Source organism: Acetobacter papayae (assembly GCF_047721125.1).
GTDB lineage: Bacteria > Pseudomonadota > Alphaproteobacteria > Acetobacterales > Acetobacteraceae > Acetobacter > Acetobacter papayae.
The window spans coordinates 1-12,257 of the sequence record NZ_JBDNWF010000008.1; the positions used below are offsets into that span (position 1 = coordinate 1).

The 12,257-nt window shown below is 57.9% G+C and carries 11 protein-coding genes and 1 pseudogene; 6 read left to right on the plus strand and 6 right to left on the minus strand.

The genetic code is table 11. From position 1 onward, the window contains the following. The 4 genes and pseudogenes from ABF757_RS04180 to arcC all read right to left on the minus strand — a co-directional run. Positions 1–199, minus strand: a pseudogene (locus ABF757_RS04180) (hypothetical protein); the annotation flags it as partial. Between the two features lie 143 nt (positions 200–342). After that, on the minus strand, positions 343–744 hold the full coding sequence (locus tag ABF757_RS04185; protein WP_415481053.1) for a GlcG/HbpS family heme-binding protein: 402 nt from the start codon (positions 742–744) through the stop codon (positions 343–345). A 330-nt stretch (positions 745–1,074) separates the two neighbouring features. Further along, positions 1,075–1,926, minus strand: a complete 852-nt coding sequence (locus ABF757_RS04190) for an oxamate carbamoyltransferase subunit AllH family protein (protein ID WP_415481054.1) — start codon at positions 1,924–1,926, stop codon at positions 1,075–1,077. Next, on the minus strand, positions 1,923–2,846 hold the full coding sequence (gene arcC / locus ABF757_RS04195; RefSeq protein ID WP_415481055.1) for a carbamate kinase: 924 nt from the start codon (positions 2,844–2,846) through the stop codon (positions 1,923–1,925). The genes ABF757_RS04190 and arcC overlap by 4 nt, the downstream gene beginning before the upstream one ends. 302 nt (positions 2,847–3,148) lie before the next feature. Here arcC and ABF757_RS04200 point away from each other — a divergent pair, with 302 nt between their 5' ends. The 6 genes from ABF757_RS04200 to ABF757_RS04225 all read left to right on the plus strand — a co-directional run bounded on the left by ABF757_RS04200 (position 3,149) and on the right by ABF757_RS04225 (position 9,925). Beyond that, positions 3,149–3,931, plus strand: coding sequence for an IclR family transcriptional regulator domain-containing protein (locus ABF757_RS04200; RefSeq protein WP_025859877.1), 783 nt, complete (start codon positions 3,149–3,151; stop codon positions 3,929–3,931). 212 nt (positions 3,932–4,143) lie between these two features. Beyond that, complete coding sequence (locus ABF757_RS04205) at positions 4,144–5,676, plus strand: ABC transporter substrate-binding protein (protein ID WP_415481056.1); 1,533 nt, start codon at positions 4,144–4,146, stop codon at positions 5,674–5,676. A gap of 3 nt (positions 5,677–5,679) precedes the next feature. After that, positions 5,680–7,221 (plus strand): acyl-CoA synthetase FdrA, encoded by a 1,542-nt coding sequence (gene fdrA, locus ABF757_RS04210; protein WP_415481057.1) that lies wholly within the window; start codon positions 5,680–5,682, stop codon positions 7,219–7,221. Continuing rightward, the gene (locus ABF757_RS04215) at positions 7,214–7,390 is read left to right on the plus strand and encodes a hypothetical protein (protein ID WP_199897803.1); all 177 of its coding nucleotides are present in this window, start codon (positions 7,214–7,216) and stop codon (positions 7,388–7,390) included. Before fdrA ends, ABF757_RS04215 begins: the two co-directional genes overlap by 8 nt. A 14-nt stretch (positions 7,391–7,404) precedes the next feature. Next, the gene (locus ABF757_RS04220) at positions 7,405–8,667 is read left to right on the plus strand and encodes a YlbE family protein (protein WP_415481058.1); all 1,263 of its coding nucleotides are present in this window, start codon (positions 7,405–7,407) and stop codon (positions 8,665–8,667) included. A 1-nt stretch (position 8,668) separates the two neighbouring features. Further along, positions 8,669–9,925, plus strand: coding sequence for a YlbE family protein (locus ABF757_RS04225; protein ID WP_415481059.1), 1,257 nt, complete (start codon positions 8,669–8,671; stop codon positions 9,923–9,925). Between the two features lie 80 nt (positions 9,926–10,005). Here the strand turns inward: ABF757_RS04225 and ABF757_RS04230 are convergent, their stop codons facing one another. Then, positions 10,006–11,496: a gamma-glutamyltransferase family protein gene (locus ABF757_RS04230; RefSeq protein WP_415481060.1), complete on the minus strand. Its 1,491-nt coding sequence runs from the start codon at positions 11,494–11,496 to the stop codon at positions 10,006–10,008. Positions 11,497–11,500: 4 nt separating this feature from the next. Beyond that, positions 11,501–12,241: an SDR family NAD(P)-dependent oxidoreductase gene (locus ABF757_RS04235; protein WP_415481061.1), complete on the minus strand. Its 741-nt coding sequence runs from the start codon at positions 12,239–12,241 to the stop codon at positions 11,501–11,503. Positions 12,242–12,257 lie beyond the last annotated feature (16 nt).

Genomic DNA, 12,257 nt, shown 5'->3' on the forward strand with positions numbered 1-12,257 from the left:
AAATACGTGTCTGCATCGGCGGTTTGTGCTCAGGTAATGCCCCGCCATTCCCCATGCCTTTTACCAGCATGACGATACCCAACACATGCAGCACAAAGACCGTTAAAAGAGCCAGCGCGCTGATACCAACCCCGACCCGCAGGGCATTGCGCTGTCCTTGCCGAAGCTCGACAGTGTCATGCCCGGTTTTATCGTGCATAATACTCCACCCTTTTCCTCGCCCCCACAGAACACGCCATACATGAACAGTGAAAAGAATAGTTCCAGATAAGGATACTTTCCTGAATCAATGAAGAACAGGGAATACCCATAATAAGCTTATAACTTACCCAATAAGGTCAGTTACACATCGCATGAAAGGGCATGAGCAGCCGCCAGCGCGCAGGCTTCATCCATATCTGCGCTGGCACCGCCAACACCAACGGCCCCCAGAAGCACACCATCCCTGATCAAAGGGACAGCTCCCTTCGCATAGATCATGTTTTTACCTTCCATTTCCGCAATTCTTTGCATAACGACGGATTCTGGAGGAATGACCCCACTCCGGCACCGAGTAGCCGCTGCTGTAAGCGCTTTGCCCTGACTGCCATAGATGCTGGCCCAGTTAGACTGATCCATGCGGGCAAACGTAACCAGACGGCCCCCTGCATCACAGACACTGACACACACGGCAATACCAAGCTCTTCCGCCTTTGCGAAAGATGCTGCCAGTGCCTTTTGTGCCTCATCAAGACCAATGGTCATTCTTGGATCTCTTTGCAGTTTGTTCGATCACCGAACGTTTCGTTCAAGAAACTTTTGTTTTTCTAACGCATAAACCGCACCGATGAAAACAAAAATATGATCAGGAGCGCGACAATATGAAAACATGATGAAAATACAGCATGAAAGATGCCCAACCATACTGACACACAAAGGCCCACCATCATGGCTCTGACCATTCCCTGCCTGTCAGCAACAAAGAGGGGGCTCTCATAAACTCAAGAAATTATTCCATATTTATGGGTATGTGTTTCTAACGAGAACGCTTTCCGTTCCATAAACACTCTCTCCTGCATGGAGGCTTGCTTACCACTAGCAGGTTGGCTCCATCAGTGCCGCCCCCCATATGAACCCAGCCAGAGAGTCGGCTCCTGATGTTGCGCCATACGCAACAATGCGCGTCATATGCTCCTGTAATACAGTGTTGGTCCGGGTGTTTTTTAGCTCCCGAAGGCACGCACACCATACGGAAGATGCATGTCCTTTTGATGCGGCATTCAGAAAAGCAAAGGATAATGTGGTGGTCGCCCCTCGGGCTCCTTCCAGCAGAGGCGCGCATACACGAACAGGATCAGGCAGAAAAAACCATGCTGCCAGCATAAGCCCGCACAGAAAATCATCCCCCGCTGGTGTCAGCCCTATCCCCAGACCTGCCAGCTCCGCAGCGCCCTGGCGTAACAATGACGCATCGTCCCGTCTGATCCCCGCCGCCAGTTGTGACAGAGCATAGCTGGGTAGGGCTGATGGATCGCACGCCCCCAGAACAGAAGACAGTAAGTCTGATCCATGCACGAGAAGCCGCGCTGTTTCGGTCAGTTTTTGCCGCAAACAGACTGCGCTGTCAGACAATGTGGCAACAACCGATGGCCACGCAGCCGCATCACCAACCTGAATATCGTACGGACCGATCCGTATATGACCGTTGTCGAAAAAACCCTCCTGCCCCGCAAGCTCAGACCAGACAGGCCAGTGATCCAGCATGATACATAACGGGCCATCCTGTTCGCTCAGCGGACACAGGATAACAACCTTATCCTCCGCGCGCAGGCTGACCGCCAGATAAACATGGCGTGCAAACACCGCCAGAACCCGCACGGGTGCACTCACCCCCATAAGAGAGGCCGCGACAAACGCCCCGACCCGGCAGGCTCTGACTTGTTTCATTCAGCCCCGTCTTGCTCTGGCACGATCCAGGTTCCGGCGTCTCCGGCTACAATGGCTGCAATTTCAGACAGCGCACCAATGACAGCAGGTTTACCCGTGCGGTTTACAAAACGGCAGGCCGCTTCGATCTTCGGCCCCATTGATCCTTTGGCAAACTGCTCCGCCATAAGGTGAGAGGGCGTGACCCGCCGCAAAAGACGCTGCTGCGGTGTATCGTAATGTTCGAAAACCCCCTGAACATCGGTGGCAATAACAAAAAGATCAGCCGGTATCTGCATAGCCAGAAGACTGGAGGCCCGGTCCTTGTCGATAACCGCCTCCACACCTTCCATGCGCTGACCCTCTTTTTTGACAACCGGAATACCCCCACCCCCAGCACATATGACAACCGTGCCGTTATCCAGCAGCCAGCGGATAGGCCTGTGCCACAGAATGCGCTGCGGCTGCGGAGAGGCAATCACCCTGCGCCATTTGCGCCCGTCCTGACGGAATACCCAGTTATATTCAGCCTGAAGCGCTTCTATCTGATCGTATTCAAAGGTTGGGCCAATAAACTTGCTGGGGTCTGAAAACTCCGGATCATTCGGATCGACCTCCACGCGCGTCAGCAGCGTTGCGACAGGGACATCGTAACCCAGAATATTCCCCAGCTCCTGCTCGAGAATATAACCGATCATGCCCTCGGTTGCCGCACCCAGCACATCGAACGGGTAAGGCTCTGCTCCTTTGAAGGATTCGGACTGCATAGCCAGAAGCCCGACCTGCGGGCCATTGCCATGAGTAAGGATGAGCTGATGCTGCCGCGCAACCTCCGCCAGCGCACCGGCGGCCACCCGTGCATTTTTCCACTGCACCGCCATACCCAGCGGTTCGTTCCGCTGCATCAACGCGTTTCCGCCCAGTGCGATCACCAGTTTCATGACTGAATTTTCCCTACCTGCATGGTGCCATGACTGGCATTAAGTTCATATAATGCACATAAGTTCGTATTAAACAATCAAATGCGTCAACCAGCCCCCCCCCTGCACCGGACACTGTGTGCATTGTGAAAAAAAGAGCGCTCTGTGAACATTCGACGAAAGCTGGTTTTAGAACCAGACATCACGCAAACGTGATGTAAAAGCTTTTGCCCGGAGCCCATCATGTTCCAGATCATGGAAACATTAGAAATCTTTCCCTATATGCTACCCCCAAATTAATTCTTAAGAGCGTGGATCAATCAGTGACGACTTCAGAAGCAGAGACTCAAGACAGACCAAAAACATTTGTTGGTTCTCTCTCCTACGGCCTGAACATCATCATGGCATTCGGGCGGGCCAACCCGCGCATGACCCTTTCTCAAGTGTCTGAAAAAACCGGAATGGACCGGGCGGGAGCACGTCGTTACCTGCTGACACTGGTGCATCTGGGGTTTGTTTCGCAGGACGGGCGCCTGTTCCAGTTGACCCCTAAAGTCATGGAACTGGGCTACGCCTACCTGTCCTCCGTGCCTCTGTCCGAGAAGGCGCAATATTATCTCGAAAAAATCCGTGACCAGTCGGGCTTTCCCGCGGCACTGGGTATTCGCGATGGACTCGACATTGTGCACATTGCCTCCGCCAACACGGATGCATTCAGTTTTCCCGCGCTCACCATCGGCCGCCGCTTTCCGCTGGCCTATGCCTCCGCCGGGCGCTGTATTCTGGCTATGATGGAAAAAAGCGAGCGGGACGCGCTGCTCAAACAGATTACCCTTGAGCCGCTTACGGAACAGAGCCTGACCAGCATGGAAGCCCTGCGCCGTGAATGCCGCACGATCCACAAGCAGGGTTATGCCATTGTCGATCAGGAAATGCAGATCGGCGTCCGCTCTCTGGCCGTGCCCATTTTTGACAGCCGCCAGCGGGTTGTCGCCAGTTTCAACACTTTCACTTTCAGTTCCATGGTGCCCATGGAAAAACTGCTGGCCGACGTGTTGCCCGACATGCTGGCCGCTGCCGAAGATATCAGCCAAACACTGATCTGACTCCGCACCCAATATACAGACCAACCCAAAGGGGCTGAGCATACTCAGCCCCTTTATTTCTGGAAAAATCTTTATTTTTCAAAACATAACCATGAACCACATCAGATCAGAAAACGCAGGCTGGCACATGGGTTCGTAATTTCTCCCTTGCATTCGCCCGGCCATTTGTTGCTAATACGCACATATGTTCACTATAAGACCAAGAGGCCAGCATGGGTGCATCCAGACAGTTGCGCATAGGCGTTCACTACGAACCTTCTAATGTGGACCCCCATCTCGGCGCTGCGGAACTCGCGCTGCAGATGACCAATGGTGTCTTTGATACACTGGTGAACAAGACGACCGATGGTGCGTACCGCCCCGGTCTGGCGGAAACGTTCAGTATTTCAGATGATCATCTGACCTATACGTTCCACCTTCGCAAAGATGTCCTGTTTCACGACGGCACACCCTTTACTGCCGAGGCCATGAAGGTTTCGCTTGATCGGGCCCGCAACCCGGACAACCGCTCCCAGTTGGCGGGAGGCCTGCTTGGCAGCTACCGCGAAAGCCGGGTGGTGAACGAGCACTGCCTCGAAATTGTGCTGGATTCTCCTTACGCCCTGCTGCTCGATGCTCTCAGTCAGGGCTGGCTGGCCCCTGTTTCTCTGGCCTGCGCGCAAAGTGCCGGTGGAGCGTTCATGCCGCACCCGGTTGGCACGGGGCCTTTCCAGTTTGTACGCTGGGACAAGACAGACTGCCTCGTTATTCGCCGGAACGAACACTATGCTTGGGCACCGGATTGCGTGGATAATCAGGGCCCGCCCCTGATTGACGAAATCCTGTTCAAATTCCTGCCAGATGACGCCACCCGCACCGCTGCGCTGCTGGACGGTAGCGTGGACATGATTTTTGCCGCCAATCCTGCAGAGGCGCAGAACCTGCGCGCAACAGACGGGCTGGACGTCACCACATGGCCTATCCGGGGTGTGCCGGTTTCATTGATGATGAACATCAAACGGAGCCCCACCAGCAGTCTCGCCGTGCGGCAGGCTATCAGCCATGCTCTGGATGTCGATGCACTGGTGCAAGAAGTTTTCCATGGCGAGTTCACCCGCGCCTACGGCCCGGTTTCGCAGTTTACGCTGGGATATGAACCCGGCGTGGAAAATATGTACCCTCACAACCCTGCCCAAGCAGTCGATCTGCTTCAACAGGAAGGGTGGCTACCCAGCCCGGATGGTATACGCATGCGTGAAGGGGAAACCCTGCGCGTGACATTCTATGCGCTGCCAGTCAATTTCTACCCCCAGTTCGGCGCGATTGTAACGCGGCAACTGGCTCAGGTCGGTATTGCTGTCGATGTTGAACTCTGCACCCCGCCACAATGGATTCAGGCTGGCATGCAGGGGCTACACAACCTCATTCCGCAGGGCAAATACGCAAGCTCCTCGCAGCTTCTGGGGTTTGTCTATCATTCCCGCAAAAGCGGTCAGGGCTCCTATGGCTGGAGCAAACGCGCTGCTGCGGATTATCCCCAGATCGACACCCTGATAGATGAGGCGGAAAACTGCCTGACCCCGGAAGAATTCATGCCCCTGTTCGCTCAGGTGCAGATGGAGGTCATGCAGGCTGCACTGGCGGTGCCGCTCCACTGCAATGCAACAATCGTTGCTGCACGCGACACTATTACGGGCCTGCGCTTTGATGCCATCGGAGCCTACCCGCTTTTTCATGACACCACATTCCAGCAGGACAAGGCCTGAACCATGGCATCCAGACTTATCATCCGACCGCGGGAATACCATGATTCCGTCAGGCTGATGCGCGTTTCCGAAGCCCTCCGCCATGAGGAGGGCGTAACGGAAGCCATCGCCATGATGGCAACGCCAAACAACCGCAAAATTCTTGCAACCTCGGGCCTGCTGACACCGCAGGCCAGTGCGGCAAACCCGGACGACCTCATCATCGCCATCGTGGCTGATACCGAGGCTCTGGCGGAACAAGCACTTGAGGCCGCAACCCGGCTGCTGGCACAAAAACCGCAGAACGCACAGGGTACGCTTCAGCCGCGCTCGCTTGATGCCGCTGTAACCATGCAGCCGCAGGCCAATCTGGCCTGTATTTCCGTGCCGGGCACCTACGCTTACCGCGAGGCCAAGCGCGCTCTGGAACTGGGCCTGAATGTCTTCCTGTTCAGCGACAATGTCAGCCTTGAAGATGAACGCAGCCTGAAAGAGCTTGCCGCCGCCAAAAACCGCCTGCTCATGGGGCCGGATTGCGGCACCGCGCTCATAAATGGTGCCGGGATCGGCTTTGCCAATGCCGTCGCCCGTGGGCGTGTGGGCATTGTGGCGGCATCTGGCACCGGCACACAGGAAATTTCCTCGCTACTGGACTGGTTAGGCCTTGGTGTCAGTCAGGCTATCGGCACGGGGGGGCGCGACCTCAAACAGGAAATCGGCGGGCTGAGCATGCTGCAGGGACTGCATATCCTTGCACAAGACAGCAATACCGATGTGATCGTTGTGACATCCAAGCCACCCAGCCCTACCGTGGCGAAAAAAATTCTTGCCACCTGCGCGACTTTACCAAAACCCGTTATCATCAACTTTATCGGGCAGGGAGCTACGGGCTCCGAGGGTAATCTCACCTTCACCCGCACGCTGGCGGAAACCGCGCTGGCTGCGGCACAGGCGATGGGGGCCTCCACGCCCCTGCCAGCACTCGATACCGCCACACAGGACGGTTTTCTGCAAAACAGCCTACAGGGCCGCAAACCGGAACAGCGTTACCTGCGTGGTCTCTATGCTGGCGGCACGCTCTGCTACGAGGCGCTGTTTCTGCTGAAGGATGTTGTAAACGGCGTGTATTCCAATCTGGAGCACGGCGCTTATGCTCTGACAGACCCATTTACCAGCAAAGAGCATACGGTCATTGATCTGGGGGAGGACGCCTATACCGAAGGCCGCGCTCACCCGATGATCGACCCCCTGTTGCGTAACCAGCGCATTCTGCACGAAGCGCAGGACCCACAGGTCGCCCTGCTGCTAATTGATCTGGTTCTGGGCTATGGCGCGCATGCAAACCCGGCGGCCCTGCTGGCCGAAACCATTGCACAGGCCCGCGCCCTTGCTGACGCACAGGGCAGAAACCTGCCCGTGATCGTGACAATCTGCGGCACCCGTGCAGACCCGCAGGATTATGCCCTGCAGGCCGCCACGCTGGAAAAAGCCGACATTCTGGTCGCCCGCAACAATGCCGAAGCCGTAACACTGGCCGGCCGTTACCTGAGGATGCTCCATGACTGATACCGGAAATCCGCTCCTGGCGGGCCAGCCCCCCTGTGTTGTGAATGTCGGCATTGACCTGTTTGCCGAAACGCTCAGGCAGCAATCCATTACGGTGGTGCAGGTTCTGTGGAAGCCGCCCCCGCCGCAGGACGATGACCTGCTCAACCTGCTCGACTCCCTGATCTGACCGGAGAACCACTGATGACGACGCTTAAAGACCGGATAGAAGACGCCAATACCCGCACGGTTGACATTATCCGACAGGGCAAGCCGCAACTGGTGGACGTAGCCCCCGCACTGGACGTGCTGCCGGGCATGCTGCCCAACCTGATCCTGCACTCCGCACCCGCCATTGCGTGGGATGACATGTGCGGCCCGCACAAGCATGGCATTATTGGTGCAGCTCTGTGGGAAGGCCTTGCCAGCACGCCGGAAGAGGCGGAGCAGAAGATCCGCGCGGGCGAAATCCTGACAGCCCCCTGCCACCATCACATGGCAGTTGGCGCTGGAGCAGGCATTACCTCTGCCTCCACCCCCATGCTGGTGGTGGAAAACGCCACTTTCGGCAACCGCGCCTATAGCTGCATTTCTGAAGGTGGCGGGCTGCGCCTGCTCAAATGGGGTGCGTATGATGAAACGGTTTTTCGTAACCTGACATGGCAGGCTAAGGTTTTTGCCCCGGTGCTCAAGCAGGCGCTCAAAGCCGCCGGTCCGATTGATATCCGCAACATCATTTCCCGCGCGGTGGAAATGGGGGATGAGTGTCATAACCGCTCGATTGCCGCCACGGCGCAGTTTCTCAAGGAAATCTATGGCCATCTCATGGCTGTGGACATGCCGGCGGAAGACGTACGCGCTTCCATAAAATTCCTTGTGGAATCTGAGCATTTCTTCCTGCATGCCATTATGGCGGCGGCCAAGTCCATGCTGGTACCAGCCGAAGGTATCGAATACAGCACCATTGTCACCGCCATGGCGCGCAATGGGGTTGAATTCGGCATCAAGGTGAGCGGCCTTGGAGACCAGTGGTTTATCGCCAAAGCCAACCCCGTGCGCGGTCTGTTTTTCCGTGCGGAATGGAATGATTCCAATGCCGCGCCCGATCTGGGAGACAGCGCCATTACCGAAACCATCGGCCTTGGCGGTTTCATCCAGCCTGCGGCCCCCACGGTTACCCAGTATGTTCAGGCCACCATGCAGCAGGCTATCGCCAATACGCATGACATGCTGTCCATCTGCCATGGAACCAACCCCGATGTTCGCATCCCGGCCATGGACTTTGCGCCCGGCCCCATCGGTATCGACATCCGCAAGGTTGTGCAGACCGGCATTACCCCCCTGCTGGACACCGCCATAACCCATAAGGAAGGCGGGCTGATCGGCGCGGGTGAAGTGCATGCCCCACTGGCCTGTTTTGAACTGGCACTGCGGGCCTTCGGCCAGAGCCTGCAAGGAGCGGCATGACATGACACTCCCTGACAAGATCGCCGCTGCCAACAACGAAGCCCTGTCCCGCTTTGCCGCGGCACGCCCGGTCTGGGTGGATGTGCGCCCGGCCATTGACGTACTGCCCGGTATGACACGCGCCACCGTGCTGCATGCGGGCCCCCCCATTGCCTGGCAGGATATGTGCAACCCCCAGAAAATGGGAGTTGTGCAGGCTGTCCTTCACGAAGGCCTTGCGGGAACGGAAGCCGAAGCCGAGCAGATGATCCTGCAGGGGCAGATTGTCGTAGCCCCTTGTCATGAATACGGGGCCGTTGGCGGCATGGCGGGCATTACCAGTGCCTCCAGCCCACTGGCGGTGGTGCATGACCCTGTTCACGACCGCTATGGTTACTCGCAGCTTTTTCAGGGCCCGGCCTCGGGCCTTCTGAACCGCGATGAATACAATAACGAAGCCCGCAAGCGCTGGCGCTGGCTGGAAACCGTGCTGGGCCCGGTTCTGGGCGCTGCCATCCGCAGTATTCCCCCCATTCCGGTCAAGCCCATGATTGCCCGCGCACTGGAAATGGGCGACGAATGCCATAACCGCAACAGCGCTGGCAGCGCCGTTATCCTCAACGCCATTGCACTGGCGCTGTACGATACCTGCACGGACCGCGCCTTGTTGCAGGAAACGCTGGCCTATCTGAAAGTGAACGAACAGTTCTCGCTCTGCCTGTCCATGGCGGCAGGTAAAGCCATGGCCGATTCCATCAAAAACATTCCATACAGCACGGTTGTTTCCGCCATGTGCCGCAACGGTGTTGAGTTCGGCATCAAGGTCAGCGGACTGGGTGAGCAGTGGTTTACCGCACCGGCCAACCGGATTGAGGGATTATATTTCTCGTCTGAATGGGGCGATGCCGATGCTGTGCCAGATATCGGTGACAGCAGCATTATGGAAACCATCGGCCTTGGCGGGCATGCACAGGCTGCGGCCCCTGCACTCCAGCAGTTCGTGAACGGCTCCTTTGCCCGCGCGGTCTCGACCGTGCAGAGCATGCAGCTGATCACCGTTGGTCAGTTGATGGAATTCAAGATCCCGACCATGGATTTCATCGGGGTTCCGGCGGGTATTGATATCCGTAAGGTTGTGCAGCAGGGCATTACGCCTGTGATCGACACCGCCATTGCCCACTGCAAGGGCGGTGTTATCGGGGCAGGCCAGACACAGGCTCCTGAAGGCTGCTTTACCGCAGCGCTACGCGCTTTCGGCAAGGCGTATCAGCCCAACTGACAGGACAGCAGAATGTGGCGGAGCGTGTAACAGGCGCTCCGCCATATTTTATCAAAACTTACATATTCCAGAGAAGTTTTTTACGCCACTCCGGCCCATGTATTACGCCGCCAGTCCGCTACGGCAAAAGGACTACCCGCCATATCGATACCCGTACACACCACTGCCCCAAAACAGGTAGCTCCGGGTGTTGTCGGCAGCACGTCATGCCCCATGGCCGCCAGACCCGCCTGAGAGGGATGGCCCTCTTCCATCAATAGTCGCTTGCCCTGACTGCGCCAGCGTGGCGCTGCAACGGCAGCAGCAAGGTCCTCTCCCTGACACTGCATGCGAATAATCAGTTGCAGCAGGGTCTGTACCTGCCCATCTGCACCGGGGGTTGCAAGCGCCATCCTACCCTGTGGCGAGCGCAGCAGAGCGGGGGCCAGTGTATGCACAGGCCGCGCACCCGGCCGCCACGCATTGGCACCCTGTGTAAACCCGCCTGCCCGGTTATTGAGCGTAATGCCCAGTTCCGGCACCAGCAGGCAGGAGCCGAAATCATCAAAAACGCTGACAAGCGAAGAAACAACCAGCCCGTTGCGGTCGGTCACGGAAACACCTGCGGTGTGCAGATAAGCCCGTGGCCCGCCCCGGCGGCTGGCCTGCGCCGGATCAACCTGCAAGGCTACATCCAGCAGGGCCTCCCCCTCCCCCGCACGATCCCGATAGGCAAAGGAGGCTTCTGTCAGTTCCACAGCCAGATGATCGGACAGAACGGCACTGCCCTGCTCCATACGGCTGAAATTGCGTAACGCCATGCCCAGCAACACACCCTGCGTGGGCGGAGGCTGCACCATTACGCTCAGTTCACCCAACTCAACGGACAGGGCAGGCACAACTTCCGTGACATGAGCCGCCAGATCCTGCGCATCCAGCGCACCACCCTGTGCCTTTACGGCGCGCACGATATGCGCTGCCACATCCCCTTCGTAAAAACACTGCGGCCCATGCTGGACAAACAGCCGCAACAGCGCTGCCAGTTCCTTCTGCACAAAGCGCGCTCCGGCAGGGAGGTTCAGGAGAGACCACGAGGCCGCGCCATTGGTGCGCAGGCGCTCGGCATGCGTATGGACTGTCTGCGCCATGGAGGCGGACACCATCACCCCGCCTTCGGCCAGATGAATGGCACGGGCGAGAATATCCGAAAACGGCAGTGTTCCCCAACGGGCATGCATACTGGCCCATGCACCGGCAAGACCGGGTACGGTGATGCTGTTCGCCCCGTCATCCGAACAGACGGTGCCATGCCGGGGGGCTGCACCTGCGCCACTGATGGCGCTCGTGCCTATACCGTCATCCACCAACGCAAACAGATCGCCCCCAATGCCGCAGGCATCGGGCATGATCACGCACAGCACGGCCTGAGCGGCAATGGTTGCATCCACAGCGCTGCCACCGCGCAGCAGCATATCCTGTGCGGCGGCAACAGCCAGCGGGTGGGCAGCGGATACCGCCCCCACATCGCCCATCAGCACCGGCCTTACGGCAGAAGAATAGCCATCCGCTATCCGCCAGTTCGTGTACAGCATAGGGTCAGACCGCCGTATAACCGCCATCGACCACAATCGATGTGCCAGCAATGTAGCGCCCTGCGCTGGAGGTCAACAGCAGCACAAGCGAGGCAACCTCATCCGGTGTGCCATGCCGCCCCAGCGGAATTTCCGCATCGATCAGGGTGCGGCGCTCCGCAGGGTCGCGCTGGTATGACCAGAACGGGTCGTTGAACGGTGTTTCAATCCAGCCAGGCAGCACACAGTTTATCCGCACACCTGCCGGGCCAAGCTCGGCAGTCAGACTACGCGCCAGCCCCGGCAGGGCCGCCTTGGTGGCCTGATAGGCCGACATACCGGCATGGCCCTTGATCGCCCCGGTGGAGGAGGTGAACACGATGCTCGGATTGGCAGAAGCCTTGAGATAGGGCGCTGCCGCCTGTGTGAAGAAAAACGGCATCTTGAGATTGAGCGCCACCGTGCGGTCCCACATCTCGTTCGTCCAGTCCTCAAGGGCGGAAGACACCATCAATGCAGCCGTAATCAGCAGGGTATCAACCCCGCCAAAACGCTCCACAGCCAGCGCCACGGCCTCTTTCGGCACGGCGGGGTCCGCCAGATCACGCTGGAGGAACAGGCATTCGCCCTTCCCGCTCTCATCCGCGACCGCCTGTGCTTCGGGGCGATGGTCTATCAGGACAACATTGTCGCCCCGTTCCCTGAACAACCCAACGCAGGCGCGGCCAATTCCTGTGGCGCCGCCCGCAACAATAACCGTTGCCATGGTTCTGCTATCCTTA

Bases quoted from the DNA above. Each gene is read 5' to 3' on its own strand.
- ABF757_RS04185 (WP_415481053.1), bottom strand. From the start codon at position 744: ATGACCATTGGTCTTGATGAGGCACAAAAGGCACTGGCAGCATCTTTC.
- ABF757_RS04190 (WP_415481054.1), bottom strand. From the start codon at position 1,926: ATGAAACAAGTCAGAGCCTGCCGGGTCGGGGCGTTTGTCGCGGCCTCT.
- arcC (WP_415481055.1), bottom strand. From the start codon at position 2,846: ATGAAACTGGTGATCGCACTGGGCGGAAACGCGTTGATGCAGCGGAAC.
- ABF757_RS04205 (WP_415481056.1), top strand. From the start codon at position 4,144: ATGGGTGCATCCAGACAGTTGCGCATAGGCGTTCACTACGAACCTTCT.
- fdrA (WP_415481057.1), top strand. From the start codon at position 5,680: ATGGCATCCAGACTTATCATCCGACCGCGGGAATACCATGATTCCGTC.
- ABF757_RS04215 (WP_199897803.1), top strand. From the start codon at position 7,214: ATGACTGATACCGGAAATCCGCTCCTGGCGGGCCAGCCCCCCTGTGTT.
- ABF757_RS04220 (WP_415481058.1), top strand. From the start codon at position 7,405: ATGACGACGCTTAAAGACCGGATAGAAGACGCCAATACCCGCACGGTT.
- ABF757_RS04225 (WP_415481059.1), top strand. From the start codon at position 8,669: ATGACACTCCCTGACAAGATCGCCGCTGCCAACAACGAAGCCCTGTCC.
- ABF757_RS04230 (WP_415481060.1), bottom strand. From the start codon at position 11,496: ATGCTGTACACGAACTGGCGGATAGCGGATGGCTATTCTTCTGCCGTA.
- ABF757_RS04235 (WP_415481061.1), bottom strand. From the start codon at position 12,241: ATGGCAACGGTTATTGTTGCGGGCGGCGCCACAGGAATTGGCCGCGCC.